Origin of the sequence: Pimelobacter sp. 30-1 (assembly GCF_018831735.1) — a bacterium.
Taxonomy (GTDB): domain Bacteria; phylum Actinomycetota; class Actinomycetes; order Propionibacteriales; family Nocardioidaceae; genus Nocardioides.
On the sequence record NZ_NHTS01000010.1, the window covers coordinates 175,089 to 191,096 of the forward strand.

Consider the following 16,008-nt stretch of genomic DNA (forward strand, 5'->3'; position numbering starts at 1 on the left):
GTCTCCCCGCGGCGCTAAGCGCGTGCTCAGTCCTCGTCGCGCATCTTGGCCAGCCGGGCCCGCAGCGCGGGAGCGCGGTGCTCGTTGCCGCGCAGCTCGACGTACCGGTCGCCGTGGACCCACAGCAGCGCGTCGTCGAGCCGCCGTACGGCGCCCGGCGGGTAGCGGTAGTCCATCCGCTCGCGCAGGGCGTCGTCGTCGACCGAGCGCAGCGTCGCGCCGAGGGCGCCGAGCGAGGTGATGCCGAGCTCGAGCAGGAGGGCCGAGATCCAGCCGTAGTGCTCGGTGCGCGACCAGCCGGCGTCGGCGTACTGGCCGGCGAGGTAGGCGGCGAGCTCGCGCGGGCTGATCCGCGGGTCGTCCTCGCCGGCCTCGGCCGCCACCACCGGCTCGGCCGGGGCGTCGCGCAGGAGGTCGCGGATCGTCGAGAACTCACGGTCGGCGAGCTCGAGGAGCCCCGCCGCCAGCGTGAAGCGGCGGTCGAGCTCGTGGGCGTGCTCGGGCGGTACGGCGCCCTTGTAGCGGACGTCGTGCTCGAACTCGGCCCACGCGTGCTGCAGCACGGTGCGGATCTGGAGCGCCGCGCGGTGTCCCTGGAGCAGCCCGCCCTCGCCCTCGCGGGTGGGGTCGAGACCGACGAGCAGGTGCCGGCTGGCGTAGCCGAAGCGGCCCTCGCTGGCGGTCTCCTGGCCCAGGTCCCGGTCGTCGTGGACGACGACCTGGTCGTCGAGCAGGTCGACGACGGCCTGGACGTCGCTGTGGACGTAGGTGATCACGCGCACGCCGATCTGGTCGGTGATCTCGTGCAGCGGGTCGGCGAACATCGGCAGGCCGTCGACGGTCTTGGCAGCCTTGAGCGCGAACGAGGAGACCGACTTGGTGCGCCCGGTGACGGTCAGGTAGTTGATGCCCGCCTCGTCGAGGATCGAGGTCACCAGCCGGACGAAGCCGTCGGTCACGGCGAGCAGGCCGGGCTGCATCTCGGCGTAGCGGCGGACCGCGGAGCCCACGTCGAGCGGCGCCTCCGAGCCGCGCCGCGGTCGCGGGGTCGGCTCGAGGTCGTCGGGCAGCGTGGGCGTGATGATGTAGCCGGTCGCCAGGTCGCCGTAGGTCGTGGTGCGCTCGGGACGACGCTCGGCGAACAGCCCGATGTAGGCGCACACCACCGCGTCGACCTGGTCCTCGACGACGCGCAGCTCGCTCTTGCGCTCGGCGGTCTCGGCCGCGGTGCGCAGCCCCTGCCAGGCCGCGAGCCCGGTGACGTGCAGCGGGAGCTCGGCGTGCTCGAGCCCCTCGACCAGGCCGAGCAGGACGAGCAGCTGGGCGCGCAGCTGCTCCAGGTCGCGGCCGGGCTTGTCCTTGTACTTCAGGGTGCGGCCGAGCCGGAAGAGCGCGACCGTCGCCGGGTGGGGGTAGACCTCGATCGCGCGTCGCGGGCGCCGCGAGCGCGGGTTGATGTCGAGCCCGAGCCGGGCCGCCACCCGCGCGGCGCGGGGCTGGTCGCGGAACTCCGGCTGGCCGGTGTTGGAGGGGTGGGCGCCGGCGTCGAAGCGCGCGAAGTCCTTGTTGAGCGCGGCCTCCGCGGGTCGGTTCCCGGTGGCGTTCGGCACCACGATGGGCGCGTCGATCGCGACCAGGCAGTCCCCCTCGACGTACGGCGCCAGGGCGGCGACGATCTCGTCGTCGGTGCGCACCGCGGCGACCGCGACCAGGGTGCCCTCGGTGTCGAGCACCGCGAGGCCGCTCGGCCGGCGCTCGCCCCAGGCCAGGTCGATGCCGACGAAGTGGGTGCTCACGAGGCCTCCAGCGCGGTGCGCAGGCGGGCGGCGTAGTCCGCGGACTCGCCGGCGGCGTACTTCGTGCGGGGCCAGAAGAAGCCGCGCAGGCCGTCGCCCTTGGTCCGCGGCACCACGTGCAGGTGCAGGTGCGGCACGGACTGGCTCACGACGTTGTTCATCGCCACGAAGCTGCCCTGGGCGCCCAGGCCCGCGACGACGGCCGTGGCGAGGCGCTGCGCGGCCGCGAGGAAGCCGTCGCGCTGGGCGGCCGGCAGGTCCGGCAGGGTCGGGACGTGCTCGCGCGGGACGAGCAGGACGTGTCCCTTGAACACCGGTCGCCGGTCGAGGAAGGCGAGCAGATCGGGCTCGTCGAGGACGACATCCGCCTCCGCCCCACCCGCGATGATCGTGCAGAAGACGCAGTCGGCCATGGCCAGAGCGTACGGGTGACGGGGCCGGCCCCGACGCTGTCGGAACCGGCCCCGTCCAGGAAACCCAGCGGGCGTCCGGATCGTGCTCTCCGGAGCGGGAGCGAGCCCGCCCCGGAGGGCCGTCGGGAACGCCGATCCGGCGAGCCGGCCGGGAACCCCCGTTTGGCGGCCGAGGCCGCCGGTAATCCCCCCTAAGAGATCACCATTCAAGAATGCCCATCTGCAGATGAGGGGTCAAGGCAGACCGGGGAAGCGTGCGCGAATCGTCGATTGACGGGCGACGACTCACCCGGCGAGCGGGTGCCGCTCCCCCACCCAGGCGTCCCGGGTGTCGACCGCGATGTCGGGCTGGTCGGAGAACAGCGCGTCGACGCCCGCGTCGAGGAACCGGCGGATCTCCCCCGCCAGGTCGCCGGGGGCGGTCGGGTCGGTGCCGATCCGGTGGTTGGCCGGCAGGAACTGGTTCTCCCGGCGCATCGTCCAGGTGACCACCTTGAGCCCGGCCCGGTGCGCGTCGCGGACCAGCGGGCTCGGCGTGCCGATGGCGCCGGTGCTGTCGGGCGGCAGGATCAGGTTCTTGGCCGGCGCCACCCAGTCGGCGTACGTCGCGATGTCGGCCAGGCCCGCGGGGGTCACCAGCGCCAGCGGCCCGGAGGCGTCGACGAGCTGGGCCAGCGGCACCCGCGTCATCCGGTCGAGCCGGCGCAGGTTGCCGGTCTCGAAGGACTGGATGACGACCTTCGCGTTCGGGCGGTCCAGGCCGCTGCGGCGCAGGGTGCGCACGAGCGGCTCCTCGAGCGCGAGCCCGATCGAGGCGAAGTACGTCGGGTGCTTGGTCTCCGGCGCGATCCCGATCGTGCGCCCGGACCGGCCGGACGCGCGCTTGACCAGGCGGATCACCTCGTCGAGCGTGGGGATCTCGAAGCGGCCGTCGTAGCGGGTGTTGCCCGGGCGCACCTGCGGCAGCCGCTCCTTGGCGCGCAGGGTCTTGAGCTCGGCGAGGGTGAAGTCCTCGGTGAACCAGCCGGTGACCCGGACGCCGTCGATCACCTTGGTGGTCCGGCGCCCGGCGAACTCGGCGTGCGCGGCGACGTCGGTGGTGCCGCTGATCTCGTTCTCGTGGCGGGCGACGAGGACGCCGTCCTTGGTGGAGACCAGGTCGGGCTCGACGTAGTCGGCGCCCTGGGCGATGGCGAGCCGGTACGCCGCGAGCGTGTGCTCGGGGCGGTAGCCGGAGGCGCCCCGGTGGGCGATCACGAGCGGCTCGGCGGTCGGGTGCCGGTCGGGGCGGCCGGGCCGGTCGGGCCGGTCCCGGTCCGCGTGGGCCGGGACGGCCGCCGTACCGAGCGCGAGCGCGGCGACGGCGGCGGTGGCGGTGGCGGCCAGGAGGGCGCGCCCGAGCAGGGGGTGGTTCCGAGAGGTCATGCCCGCAGCCGATCAGCCCCAGGTGGCGCCCGGCCGAGGCGCAGGTGAAGCCGGGTCGACCGGCTCCCCTCCGATAGGGGGTACGCCGCGCCCCCGGCCGCGCGGGACAATGGAGTGATGGCCTACTGGCAGCGCACCGCCCCGCACACCTTCACCCCCACCGAGCACGTCGGCGGCGCCTGGGACCTCGCGACCCAGCACATCGCGCCGGCGCTCGGCGTCCTGGCCCACGAGATCGAGCGCGACCGCGACGCACGGCGCTCCGACGGCCTCGTGGTCAGCCGGCTCTCCTACGACATCCTCGGCACCGTCCCGATCGAGGCGATCGAGGTCGAGGTCGAGGTGCTGCGCCCGGGCCGCACGATCGAGCTGGTCCAGGCGACCGCCCGCCACGGCGGCCGCGCGGTCGTCGTCCTGCGGGCGTGGCTGGTGGAGCCCTACGACACCTCCCCGCTCGCCGGCACCGACCTGCCCTCGATCCCCGGCCCCGACGAGCTGCAGCCGTGGGACATGGCGGGGCTGTGGGCCGGCGGGTTCATCGCCTCGATCGAGGTCCGCCGCAAGGAGCTCGGCCCCGGCCGCTCCATGGTGTGGGTGCGCACCGCCCACCCGCTCGTCGCCGACGAGCCGGTCAGCCGGCTCGCCGCGGTCGCCGGGCTGGTCGACGTCACCAACGGCATCGCGGTCCGCACCGACCCGGCCAAGGTGGCCTTCCCCAACCTCGACCTCACCGCGCACTTCCTGCGCACCCCCGCCGAGGGCTGGCTCGGGCTCGACACCACCCAGTCCTACGGCCCCGGCGGGATCGGGGTCACCAGCTCGAAGATGCACGACGAGACCGGCCCCCTCGGCACGATCGCGCAGACGCTGACGGTGCGCCCCTAGCGCCGGGCACTCCCGGGCCGAAGTCGGTCATCTGCCCGATCCGCTCGCTCCTCCCGCCGCCCTACGGTGCGCGGAACCCACCGAGCAGAGGAGCCGAGATGACCGACCTGACGCCCACCCCCACCGACGAGATCGGGTGGCTGAGCGCGACCGAGATCGCCGCGGCGGTCCGCAGCCGGCGGCTGCGCGTCGCCGACATCGCGGAGGCGATGATCGAGCGCGTGGAGCGGATCAACCCCGCCGTCAACGCGCTGGTGTGGTTCGACCCGGAGCAGGTACGCCGGGACGCGGCGGCCCTCGACGCGGCCCAGGACGCGGGCGCGGCGACCGGCCCGCTGCACGGCGTACCGTTCACGATCAAGGACCTCACCGCGGTCGCCGGCGTCCCGCTGACCTTCGGCATGAAGCCCCTGCGCGACAACATCGCCGATCACGACGCGGTGATCGTCGAGCGGCTGACCGCCGCGGGCGGGCTGTTCCTCGGCAAGACCAACACCCCGGAGTCGGGCTACAAGGGCGCGACCGACAACCACCTGTTCGGCGCGACCCACAACCCGTGGCGTCCCGGGCACACCGCCGGCGGCTCGTCGGGTGGCGCCGGTGCGGCCGTCGCGGCCGGCCTCGGGCCGCTCGCCGAGGCCAGCGACGGCGGCGGTTCGGTCCGCATCCCGGCCTCCCTCTGCGGCGTCGTCGGGGTGAAGCCCTCGACCGGCCGGATCCCCCAGACGATCCTCCCGGGACGCTTCTACTCCTGGGCCTACCACGGCCCGGTCACGCGCACCGTCGCCGACGCCGCGCTCATGCTCGACGTGGTCAGCGGACCCGACCCGCGCGACCCGCTGAGCCTTCCGGACCGGGTCGACTTCACCGCCGCCATCGCGGACCGCGACCTCACCGGCGTCCGCGTCGCGTGGTCGAGCGACCTCGGCCTCGGCATCGCCGTGGACCCGGAGATCGAGAAGCTCTGCCGCACCGCGGTCGAGGCGCTCGCCGCGGCGGGCGCGACCGTCGAGGAGGCCACCCCCGACTGGGGCGGCGCCGACCCGCAGACGGCCATGTGGAACGGGATCTGGGTGCCGGGCTTCGCCTCCGAGCACGACCTGCTCGACTGGGCCTCGCTGCGCGGCGAGGTCGACGACGAGCTGATCGAGCTCATCGCCGAGGGCGAGCGGCTGACCGGCGTCGACATCGGCCGTGCGGACGCCGCCCGCGGTGTCATGTGGGACGCCTTCGCCCGCTTCCTCGGGCGCTACGACGTCCTCGTCTCCCCGACGGTGGCGACCCCGGCGTTCCCCCACGGCCAGTTCGCGCCCGACCACCTCGCCGGGCGCCCGCTGCGCGAGCAGCTGCTCGGCTGGTTCCTGACCTACCCCTTCAACCTGCTGACCACCCCGGCGATGTCGGTGCCCGCCGGGTTCACCCCCGACGGCTGCCCGGTCGGGCTCCAGCTCGCCACCGGGCTGCACCAGGACGCGCTGCTGCTGCGCGCGGCCGCCGTACTGGAGGAGCGGGCGCCGTGGGCGCAGCACTGTCCGCCCGCCTGCCGCTGACCGATACTGGTGCGGTGACCTCAGCCGTGCCGGTCGACGCCTACCCGTCGACGTCGCGCCGCGCCCGCCAGCTCCTCGAGCTGGCGAGCGCGGCGGTGCCGTTCTCCGCGTGGGTGCTGGGCTACCGCGACGCGCACACCGGACGGATGCGCCCCCTCGTCCAGACCGGCTACCGGCCCGAGGTCGTCGACTTCATCTTCGGCGACTTCGCCGCCCACCCCCTCGTCCGGCGGCTGATGACCCAACCCGGCAAGGCGTACTTCTGGGAGGACATCACCGGCTTCTCCGAGGACACCGTCGCCCGCGAGGTGCTCCGCCCGTGCGGCTTCGCCGAGGGCACCTCGATGGCACTGCGCGGCGGCGACGGCCAGGCCGTCGGGATCGCCCACCTCAGCCTCCCCGAGCCCTACGTCCCGCCCAACGCCCGCGCCGTCCTCACCAGCCTCGCCCAGGCCCTCACCGACCTCGCCGCCACGACCGCCCACGCCTCCGCCCTCGGCCTCACCCCGCGCGAGCGCGAGATCCTCGCCCTCCTCGCCCGCGGCCGCACCAACCCCCAGATCGGCGCCGAGCTCGTGCTCTCCCGCAGCACCGTCGGCACCCACGTCGAGCACATCCTGACCAAGATGGGCGTCACCACCCGGGTCGAGGCCGTCGCCGTCGCGATCGGGCTGGGCCTGGTCGACGCCTAGGGCGTGGCCACCGCCGGACGGCGCTGCCGGGCGGCGCGGACCGGGTGGGCGCCCGGCGTACGGTGGGGGCATGCGTATCGCCGTCGTCGGAGGAAGCGGTCAGATCGCCCGCCTGCTGCACCCCCTGCTCGTCGCCGCCGGGCACCAACCGGTCGCCCTGGTCCGCAGCGAGTCCCAGCGCACCGCCCTCGAGGCCCTCGGCGCCGAGGTCCGCCTGCTCGACATCGAGAACAGCGACGTCGCCGGCTTCGCCACCGCCTTCGCCGGCTGCGACGCCGTCGTCTTCAGCGCCGGCGGCGGCCCCGACGGCAATATCGACCGCAAGCGCACCGTCGACCTCGAAGGCTCCCTCAAGTCCTCCGCCGCCGCCCAGAGCCTCGGCATCCAGCGCTTCGTCCAGGTCTCCGCCATCGACGTCGACAACCCCGTCTCCCCCGACGCCCCCGCCGTCTGGGCCGCCTACGTCGCCGCCAAGCGCGACGCCGACACCGCCCTGCGCGACAGCCCCCTCGACTGGACCATCCTCCGCCCCGGCCGCCTCACCGACGACCCACCCACCGGCCGGGTGGCGCTGGGGCCGTCGGTCGCGCGCGGGGACGTCACCCGGGCCGATGTCGCGGCGGTGGTCGCCGCGGTGGTCGGGGATGCTCGTACGGTCGGGCGGCAGTGGAACCTGGTCGGTGGGGACACGCCGGTCGCCGAGGCGGTCGCGGCCGCCGTCAGCGGTTGAGCCTGGCCCGCGCCTCACTTCCCCTACCGGTCAGGCGCAACCGCCGCCAGCCTCAATACGTGACGCCCGGCGACTTGCCCGCAGCGGGGATCACGACCCGCCAGTAGTGCTGGCTTCGGGCCTTCACCCGCACGATCGCCTTGAATTTCCCACTGGCATTCGTGCGGACCGTCTTCATGGTGCGCCACCGTCCGCGTTCCTTCATCTGGACACGAACCTTCCTGGCCTTCTGCACCTGCCACCCGGTCAGCGTGTAGTCCGACTGCTCGATCCGGCTGACGACCGTGCCGGAGACCGAACGCTTCGTCGCCGACGGCGAACCCAGCCGCCACTTCTGGACCGTCGTCCTCGGGACCAGGTACTCCCGGTAGAACACCGAGCCACCACCCGCAGTGTGGACGAACCTCCAGCGCAGGGTGTCGGTCTCACTCTCCATCCACGAGCAACCGTCCGGGTTGTACTTCGAGCACCACCAGTGCCCCGGCGTATCGAACGTGACGACCAGCTCGTACCGGCCGGTCGGAAGCACGCTGGCCGTCTCGAAGATCGCCTTGTCGCTGTCGGTCCCCCAGGCGTAGTCGTCGTCCAGCGGGACGACCTGACCGTTCGAGAGGGAAATCAGCCGTGCGGACGCCGAGGTCTCATCGACACTGATGACCTTCGTGGCGTTGACCTCGAGGTCGGTCGTGCACGGCAAGTCGTACTCGGGCTTGTCGCACCAGTAGCCCGGACCGACGCGCAACCCGTTCGACGGAATGTCACGCTCCCCAGCGTGGCCCGGCGGGGCCACCCCGACCGTCAATGCGAACAGCAACGAGGGGACTGTGAACATGATCAGAAAGCGCCGCACAGCGACCGAGCCTAGATCAGGCGGGCCGAAGCGTCCGTCGATCTCAGCGACCACCTCCTGCAGCTCCAACGAAAACCCACGAAGGGCCCGACCGCGTCAGCGGTCAGGCCCTTGGGGGGTTGAGTGGAGCTGCGGGGAATCGAACCCCGGTCCTCGAGCGCCGAGCCAGGTCTTCTCCGGGTGCAGTCAGTGGTGTCGTCTTACTCGGCCCCGGCGCTCGCACTGACACGTCGCCGACAGGCCCAGCCGGGTTTGAGTCCCGCGTCACCCTCCCGGCGAGAGTGACGCAGCAAGTCTCCTAGATGACGTCTGGGTCCGGGACGGAGACGGATGCCCGGTCAGACGCTTCGATCACTGCTCAGGCAGCGAGAGCGAAGGAACTGCGCTTAGCGTTGGCAGTTATTGGTTTCCAGCGATCGTTTACGAGATGACGCTGGCTTCTCGACCCGCTTCCCCTGGGACAAACGTCCCAAGTCGAAACCGATCAGCCCCTCTTGAGTTGTCAACCGACCACGCGTCGCCGCGCCGTCGGGTCCAGTCTAGCGACCCGTACGGCGAGGGCGGCACTGGTTATCCCTCGGCGGCCGGGACCGACTCCCCCACCAGCCGTACGGCGTTGTGCCAGCACACGTCGCGCAGCCAGTCGTCACCCAGGTCGAGGTCGGCGAGCCAGCCGAGCTGCTCGGCGTAGCCGAACGGCAGCGTCGGGAAGTCCGAGCCGTAGACGACCTTGTGCCGCAGGTCGCCCAGGCGTGGGACGAGGTCGCGTCCGAGCTCGCCGCGTCCGCCGTGGGGGTCGGTGAAGAAGGGGGCGAGGGCCATGGAGGTGTCGAGGTGGACGCCGTCGTACTGCTCGGCGAGGGCGATGAAGTCGGCGGTCTCCGGGGCGCCCAGGTGGGCGATGAGCACCTGGAGGTGCGGGAAGCGGCGCAGCAGGCGGGTCATCGCCTCCGGCCCCGTGTACGGCGTCCCGACGGGCCCCGAGCCGACGTGCGCGACGACGGGTGTCCCACTGTCGGCGAGGACTTCCCAGACCCCGTCGAGCAGGGGGTCGTCGACGTGGAAGCCGCCGACCTGGGAGTGGAGCTTGAACAGCGCGACGCCGTCGCGCACCAACCCCTCCACGTACGACGGCGCCTCGGGCTCCGGGTAGAAGGTCGCCGTCCACAGCACCTCGGGCACCTCGGCGGCGAACGTGCGGCTCCAGTCGTTGAGGAAGCCGGCCACGCCGGGCTTGTGCGCGTAGGGCAGGGTCGGGAAGCGGCGCACGCCGAAGGCGCGCAGCAGGGCGAGGCGCTCGTCGGCGCCGAAGCGGTAGCGGATGGGCCACTCGCGCCCGATCAGCTCTCCCCCGTTGTCGAACTCGCGCCACACCGCGCGCTCGATGGGCGGCGGCAGGAAGTGCACGTGCAGGTCCATCAGGCCCGGCAGGCCGAGCCGCTCCCAGAACGCGCGGACCTCGGCGACCTCCGCGATGTCGGCGACCTCGGCCTCAGTCACGCATGCCCTTGAGCCGGCGGCCGATGGCCTCTTCCTTCTCGCGGTCCGCGGTGCGCTCGGCGATCGCCTGGCGCTTGTCCCAGGACTTCTTGCCCTTGGCCAGGCCGATCTCGATCTTGGCGCGGCCCTTGACGAAGTAGAGCGCCAGCGGGACCACGGTGTGCCCCTTCTCGCTGACCTTGCGCTCGATCTTGTCGATCTCGAGGCGGTGCAGCAGGAGCTTGCGCTTGCGGCGCGCGGCGTGGTTGGTCCAGGTGCCCTGGGCGTACTCGGGGATGTGCACCCCGTGCAGCCAGGCCTCGCCGCCGTCGATGTCGACGAAGCCGTCGACGAGGCTGGCCCGGCCCATCCGCAGCGACTTCACCTCGGTGCCCTGGAGCACGAGGCCGGCCTCGAAGGTGTCCTCGATGTGGTAGTCGTGGCGCGCCTTCTTGTTGGACGCGACGAGCGTGCGCCCGCTCGCGTCCTCCTTCTTCGTCGCACCCGACTTCTTGGCCATACCGACGATTCTCTCAGGAGCCCGCAACCGGTTTGGCGGCAGTCCTAGAGGTACTGCATCGGGTTCACGGCCTCGCCGTTGCGCAGCACCGTGAAGTGCAGGTGGCAGCCGGTGGACCAGCCGGTGGTGCCGGAGTAGCCGACGACCTGGCCGCGCTTGACCCGGGCGCCCTGGCTGACGGCGTAGCGGCTCAGGTGGTTGTAGACGAGCGTGATGTTGGCGCCGTTGACCTTGCCGATGGCGAGGTAGAGGCGGTTGCCGTAGACCTCGTCGTAGTACTCGCTGATCACGGTGCCGGACTCGCCGGCCCACAGGGCGGCACCGCAGCCGGTGCCGAAATCGGTGCCGTTGTGCAGGCCGTAGTAGCCGTAGATCGGGTGGATCCGCCAGCCGAAGGGCGAGGTCACGGGGCCGGGGCCGGGCTTGGCCAGGAGGCCGCCGGTGTCGCCGTTGTAGGAGCCGCCCTGCTTCTTCGACAGCTCCAGGATGCGGGCGCGGATGCGGGCCTCGCGCTTCTCGAGGCGGCGCAGGGCCGCCTGGTCCTCGGCCCGGGCGCGGACGACGGCCGCGCGGGCGCTCTCGGTGCTGGTGACCAGGGCGGAGACCTCGGCCTCGGTGGCCGCGGCGCGGTCGACGAGGCGCTGGACGGTGAGCACGTTGTCGTCGGCGGCCTTCTTGGCGGTGGCGACCTCGTCGCGCGCCGAGCGGACCGCGTCGCGCTGCTCCTGCATCGCGTCCTCGGCCTCCTCGAGCTTGACCAGGGCCTGGTTCTGCCGCCCCGTCACCACCTCGTACGCCGTCTGGCCGGTGAGGACGTCCTCGATGGTGCCGCTGGTGAGGTAGGACTCCATGAGCGCGATCCGGGCGTCGTCACCGGTGGCCATCGACACGACGGCGCGGCGGCTCTCCCCCCGCTGGACGACGACATCGGCGCGGGCCTGGACGAGCGCCTCCTTGGCGACCACGAGCTTCTGCTCGGCGTCGGCGAGCTTGGTGGCCAGCGTCGCCGCGGCCGCCTGCGCCTTGCCGAGGTCGCTGCGGACCGAGGCGAGCTTGGTGCGCGCGGTGCTCAGCTGCGCCTTGGCGGTCTCGAGCCGGCCGGCGATCCGGGCGACCTTCTGGCTGGCCTCGTGGATGTCTCCCTTGACGCTGGAGATCTCGCCGCGCACCTTGTCCTGCTGGTGCTTGAGGTCGTTGCGGTCGTCGGCGTTGGCCAGCGGCATCGCCAGACCGATGACGGCAGCCAGGGTCGCGCCGATGACGACGAGCCATTGCGGGTGAGCCCATCCCGGCAGCCGATCGAAGGCACGGCGGAGCCAGGGGGCGCTGGGGAAGAAGCGCACGGGTCAGACCAATCAGTGTTCGGGGAAGTGAACCTCTCGACCGTAACCGCCCGGACTCACACTTTGACGTATTTGCGGGTCAGCAGGAGTGTCGGGAGCAGCGTGAGCACCGGACCGAGGATCACGATGCCGGGAATCCCCGGGAAGAACCCGACCAGCGACTGGAAGTAGTCGCCCCAGTCGACCCACGGCAGGAACTGCACGTGCTCGGCGAGACCCTTCTCGACACCCCAGTACTGGAACGCCGCCAGCGCGCCCGCGGCGAGCCCGACCCCGACGATCGCGGTGACCAGCGCCTCGAGGAGGAAGGGCAGCGCGATGTAGAGCGTGGAGGCGCCGACCAGGCGCATGATCGCGATCTCGCGGCGCCGGGCGAGGGCGGCCAGCCGGATCGTGTTGGTGACCTGGAGGAGCGCGGCGAAGATCAGGAACGCCGAGCCGATCCAGGAGCCGTACTTGAGGACCTTCATGATCCCGAAGATCTGGCCGAGCGCCTTGCGCTGGTCCTTGATGCCCGAGACGCCGTCGAGGCCCACGAGAGCACTGGTGATGCCGTCGGCCTCGTTGGGGTCCTTGAGGGTCACCCAGTAGCCCTGGGGCCACTGCTCGACGGTCACGACCGGGTTGGGCCCGGTGATGGCGCTGTCGGGGATCTGGCCGGACTTGCGGGCGTTGTCGAAGCCCTCCTCCTTGGAGACGTAGCGGAAGGAGCGGACCTCGGGGTTGTCCTTGATCTCCTGCTCGATCCGCTGCTTCTGCTCCTCGGTGACCTCACCACTGCCGCAGTTGGGGCTGTTGGAGGGGTCGTCCTGGGTGCAGAGGTTGACCAGGATCTTGAGCTCGTCGCCCAAGGTGGAGCGGGCGATCTTGGCCTCCTGCTGGAGCAGGATGCCGATGCCCGCCAGGGACAGCGAGACGAAAAGGGTGACGATGACCGCGAGGTGCATCGACAGGTTCCGCCGCAGACCGGTGCGGAGCTCGGTGAAGACGTAGCGCAGCTGCATGGGAAGGGACGCTCTCCTGGATCAGTGCTGGAAGCCGTAGCTACCGGAAGCCTCGTCGCGGACGACCCGGCCGTGCTCGAGCTCGATCACCCGCTTGGTGAACTGGTCGACGATGCCGTGGTCGTGGGTGGCCATCAGCACGGTCGTCCCGGTGGCGTTGATGTCACCCAGGAGGTTCATGATCCCCACGGAGGTCGCAGGGTCGAGGTTGCCGGTCGGCTCGTCGGCGATGAGGATCATCGGGCGGTTGACGAACGCGCGAGCGATCGCCACCCGCTGCTGCTCGCCGCCGGAGAGCTCGTCGGGCATCCGGTCGCCCTTGTCCTTGAGGCCGACCAGCTCGAGGGTCTCGGGGACGACCTTGGCGATCTCGCGGCGGGACTTGCCGATCACCTGCTGGGCGAAGGCGACGTTCTCGCTGACGGTCTTGTTGGGCAGCAGCCGGAAGTCCTGGAAGACGGTGCCGATCTAGCGGCGCAGCCGGGGCACCTTCCACCCGGCCATCCGGTTGATCTCCTTGCCGGCGACGTGCACCCGGCCGGTGGTCGGACGGAGCTCGCGCAGGACCAGCCGCAGGGCGGTCGACTTGCCGGAGCCCGACGTACCGACGAGGTAGACGAACTCGCCCTTGTCGATGTCGAGGGTGACCTGGTCGAGCGCCGGCTTCCCGGGCCCGGGGTAGCGCTTGGTGACCTTTTCGAAGCGAATCACTGGCAAGACGGTACGCCACGGACAAGGCCGCACGGTGGACGCGTGCGCCGGTGCGTCGGCCTCTCAGGTGCGTCCTCTAGGGTGACCTGCGTGCCGACGGTCCTGCGTGCGCTGCTGCTCTCCGCGCTGCTCACGCTCATCCCCGTCGCGATCGGGGTGGTCGTCTCCGACGAGACCGCTCCCCCGCCGGCCCGCAAGCCCGCCGCCTACACGGGCACGCCGCTGAGCGAGTTCGACAGCACCAAGGCCGTCGTACGACGTGCGCCCTTCTGCGAGCTCGTGCCCGCCGAGGCGGTCAAGGCCGCGCTCGGCACCGAGGCGTCGGCGGCGGGCTACGACAACGGCGAGCAGACCGAGGCGATCGCCGGAGGTGATGTCGCCCACGAGTACGGCTGCCGGGCGAGCGCCACCGAGGGCGCCACGCCCGGACTGGCCGAGGCGTGGGTCTTCGCTCCCCCGGTCACCGCGGACTGGGCCCAGCGCCTGGTCGCCGCGGCCGGGCGCACCCCGGGCTGCGCGCCGCTCCCCGGCACCCCCGCGTACGGCGCCCCCTCGGTCGGCCTGGTCTGCACCAACGGCGACCAGCGCAGCATCACCTTCCGCGGCCTGTACGGCGACGCCTGGCTCGCGTGCAGCCTGAGCCTGCCCGCCGGGCTCCCCCAGGACCAGCTCGTCGACCGCGCCGGACGCTGGTGCGTGGCGGTCGCCCAGGCCGCCGCCGTCCCCGTCGGCTGAGCCCCCGGAACACCCCCCAGGACCCCGTCCCGGACTTCCCGGGACGACGGTCCCGGACCCCTCAAGCGCGCCCCGTGACGACCGAACGGTGTCGTCATGCTGCATCTCGTGCGTGCGGGGGGTCTCGGCGTCGCCGGGCTCGCCCTCACGGTGGCAGGTCTCGCGATCCCCGCCTCCGCCACCGAACCGGACCGGACCGACGGGGACGACGTCCCGGGCCTGAGCGCCCACGAGGCGAGGATGCTGGCCACGGACCCCGCGGTCGACGTGGCCCCCGACGGGACGCTCTTCGCGGTCGACGAGTGGCACCCGCCGGTCGCGACGGCGCAGAGCGCGGCCGGCGACGGCACCCGGCTCGACCAGGGCGAGGCGCTGGCCTCGGCGACGCTGGCCGACACGTTCACGCTGCACAGCCGCCCCGGCGCGAACCGGACGATCTACCTCGACTTCAACGGGGGCTCGCTGCTCTCGAGCAACTCCTGGCTGCTCAACGGCCTGAGCACGCTGCTCTTCCCCGGCTGGTCGCTCGACGGCTCGTCGGCCTTCTCCGACACCGAGCGCTCGATGATCCAGGAGGTGTGGGCGCGGGTCGCCGAGGACTACGCCCCCTTCGACGTCGACGTCACGACCGAGGAGCCCCCGGCCGGCGGGCTGTGGCGCAGCTCGGCCGCCGACCAGGTCTACGGCGCCCGGGTGGCGTTCAGCTCGGGCAGCTCGATCCAGACCCAGCTGTGCGGCGGCGCCTGCGGCGGCATCGCCTGGATCGGCACCTTCGACTCGATCACCAACGGCGAGACCCGCAGCCCCGCCTGGGTGTTCCCCTCGTCGCTGAGCAACAAGGCCAAGAACATGGCCGAGGCGGCCTCCCACGAGGCCGGGCACACGCTCGGGCTCGGGCACGACGGCACCACCAGCAGCGGCTACTACGCGGGCACCGCCCTGTGGGGTCCGCTCATGGGCAGCCCCTACTCCGCGGGCGTGACCCAGTGGTCGCGCGGCGACTACCCCTCGGCGAACAACCGCGAGGACGACTTCGCCGTGCTGGGCGCCAACGGCGCGAGCCTGCGCCCCGACGAGGCCGGGAGCACCCCGGCCACCGCCGTCCCGCTGTCGTCCCTGCCCGGCGGCGACGGCGTGATCACCGGTCGCGACGACCGGGACTGGTTCAGCGTCACCGACTGCACGGGTCCGGTCACCGCGACCGCCACCCCCGCGCCGGTCGGCCCGAACCTCGACCTGCGCGTCGAGCTGCGCGACAGCACCGGCGCCCTCCTCCAGGCCGCCGCCCCCGCCACCGCCCGGACCTCCTCCGGTGTCACCGGCCTCGGCGCGAGCGTCACCGGCACCCTGAACGGCGGCCCCTTCCACGTCGTCGTCGCGGGTGCGGGCTCGCTCTCCGGCGGGGGCAGCGGCTGGGGCTCGGGCGGCTACGACAGCTACGGCAGCGCCGGCAGCTACCACCTGTCCGTCACCGGCTGCTCCGGCACGCCGGGCCCCGGACCGGGCACCGACCCGACCGATCCGCCCCCGGTGGGCTCGGGCAAGCCGCCGGCCTCCGGACCCGCCACCCGACCCGGTACGCCGCGCGCGGCCGCCGTCCGGCCCGGAGCGCGAGGTGGTCGCCTCTCGGTGGGCGTGCGCTGGACGCCGCCCGCCACCGGCGGCGCGGCGATCACCGGCTACGTGATCAAGGCGTTCAAGATCTCCGCCGGCGGGCGCGTCATCGGCACCCGCAGCACGGCGGTGCTGCCGCCCGGCTCGACCGCGGTCCAGCTGCTGCTGCCCAAGGGCCGCTGGGCGGTCCGGGTCAAGGCGCGCAACAAGCTGGGGTGGAGCGGGTTCAGCCCACGCTCGGCCGCGGCCAAGGCGCGCTGA

General features: G+C 72.6%; 14 protein-coding genes, 1 other RNA gene and 1 pseudogene. 6 read left to right on the top strand and 10 right to left on the bottom strand.

The annotated features are described in order from the left end of the window. Positions 1 to 26: 26 nt before the first annotated feature. From CCO04_RS22600 to CCO04_RS22610, 3 genes are all read right to left on the bottom strand, one after another. The gene (locus tag CCO04_RS22600; protein WP_215816416.1) at positions 27 to 1,796 is read right to left on the bottom strand and encodes a DUF429 domain-containing protein; all 1,770 of its coding nucleotides are present in this window, start codon (positions 1,794 to 1,796) and stop codon (positions 27 to 29) included. After that, complete coding sequence (locus CCO04_RS22605; protein WP_215816417.1) at positions 1,793 to 2,209, bottom strand: HIT family protein; 417 nt, start codon at positions 2,207 to 2,209, stop codon at positions 1,793 to 1,795. Before CCO04_RS22605 ends, CCO04_RS22600 begins: the two co-directional genes overlap by 4 nt. A 285-nt stretch (positions 2,210 to 2,494) precedes the next feature. Then, entirely contained in the window at positions 2,495 to 3,634 is a 1,140-nt protein-coding gene (locus CCO04_RS22610) for a glycerophosphodiester phosphodiesterase (RefSeq protein WP_215816418.1), read from the bottom strand. Positions 3,635 to 3,751: 117 nt separating this feature from the next. Between CCO04_RS22610 and CCO04_RS22615 the strand changes: the two genes are divergently transcribed. From CCO04_RS22615 to CCO04_RS22630, 4 genes are all read left to right on the top strand, one after another. Then, a complete protein-coding gene (locus CCO04_RS22615; protein ID WP_215816419.1) occupies positions 3,752 to 4,519 on the top strand; it encodes a thioesterase family protein in 768 nt (255 codons plus the stop codon). 98 nt (positions 4,520 to 4,617) lie between these two features. Then, a complete protein-coding gene (locus CCO04_RS22620; RefSeq protein ID WP_215816420.1) occupies positions 4,618 to 6,069 on the top strand; it encodes an amidase in 1,452 nt (483 codons plus the stop codon). After that, positions 6,036 to 6,761 (top strand): response regulator transcription factor, encoded by a 726-nt coding sequence (locus tag CCO04_RS29955; protein ID WP_215816421.1) that lies wholly within the window; start codon positions 6,036 to 6,038, stop codon positions 6,759 to 6,761. Before CCO04_RS22620 ends, CCO04_RS29955 begins: the two co-directional genes overlap by 34 nt. 70 nt (positions 6,762 to 6,831) lie before the next feature. Further along, complete coding sequence (locus CCO04_RS22630; protein ID WP_215816422.1) at positions 6,832 to 7,491, top strand: SDR family oxidoreductase; 660 nt, start codon at positions 6,832 to 6,834, stop codon at positions 7,489 to 7,491. 52 nt (positions 7,492 to 7,543) lie between these two features. On the opposite strand, the gene CCO04_RS22635 is transcribed toward CCO04_RS22630, so the two are convergent. The 7 genes and pseudogenes from CCO04_RS22635 to ftsE form a co-directional block, all read right to left on the bottom strand. Continuing rightward, the gene (locus CCO04_RS22635) at positions 7,544 to 8,410 is read right to left on the bottom strand and encodes a hypothetical protein (protein ID WP_215816423.1); all 867 of its coding nucleotides are present in this window, start codon (positions 8,408 to 8,410) and stop codon (positions 7,544 to 7,546) included. 52 nt (positions 8,411 to 8,462) lie between these two features. Beyond that, positions 8,463 to 8,833, bottom strand: a transfer-messenger RNA (tmRNA) gene (gene ssrA / locus CCO04_RS22640). Positions 8,834 to 8,911: 78 nt separating this feature from the next. Continuing rightward, positions 8,912 to 9,841, bottom strand: a complete 930-nt coding sequence (locus CCO04_RS22645) for an amidohydrolase family protein (protein ID WP_308281459.1) — start codon at positions 9,839 to 9,841, stop codon at positions 8,912 to 8,914. After that, a complete protein-coding gene (gene smpB, locus CCO04_RS22650) occupies positions 9,834 to 10,340 on the bottom strand; it encodes an SsrA-binding protein SmpB (RefSeq protein WP_215816424.1) in 507 nt (168 codons plus the stop codon). Before smpB ends, CCO04_RS22645 begins: the two co-directional genes overlap by 8 nt. Before the next feature lie 44 nt (positions 10,341 to 10,384). Next, positions 10,385 to 11,683: a M23 family metallopeptidase gene (locus tag CCO04_RS29960; RefSeq protein ID WP_215816425.1), complete on the bottom strand. Its 1,299-nt coding sequence runs from the start codon at positions 11,681 to 11,683 to the stop codon at positions 10,385 to 10,387. A gap of 56 nt (positions 11,684 to 11,739) precedes the next feature. Next, on the bottom strand, positions 11,740 to 12,687 hold the full coding sequence (ftsX, locus tag CCO04_RS22660; RefSeq protein WP_215816426.1) for a permease-like cell division protein FtsX: 948 nt from the start codon (positions 12,685 to 12,687) through the stop codon (positions 11,740 to 11,742). Between the two features lie 21 nt (positions 12,688 to 12,708). Further along, positions 12,709 to 13,398, bottom strand: a pseudogene (gene ftsE, locus CCO04_RS22665) (cell division ATP-binding protein FtsE). Between the two features lie 90 nt (positions 13,399 to 13,488). Here ftsE and CCO04_RS22670 point away from each other — a divergent pair. Together CCO04_RS22670 and CCO04_RS22675 are read left to right on the top strand one after the other, a co-directional pair. Continuing rightward, positions 13,489 to 14,133: a hypothetical protein gene (locus tag CCO04_RS22670; RefSeq protein WP_215816427.1), complete on the top strand. Its 645-nt coding sequence runs from the start codon at positions 13,489 to 13,491 to the stop codon at positions 14,131 to 14,133. A gap of 96 nt (positions 14,134 to 14,229) precedes the next feature. Next, entirely contained in the window at positions 14,230 to 16,008 is a 1,779-nt protein-coding gene (locus CCO04_RS22675) for a fibronectin type III domain-containing protein (RefSeq protein ID WP_215816428.1), read from the top strand.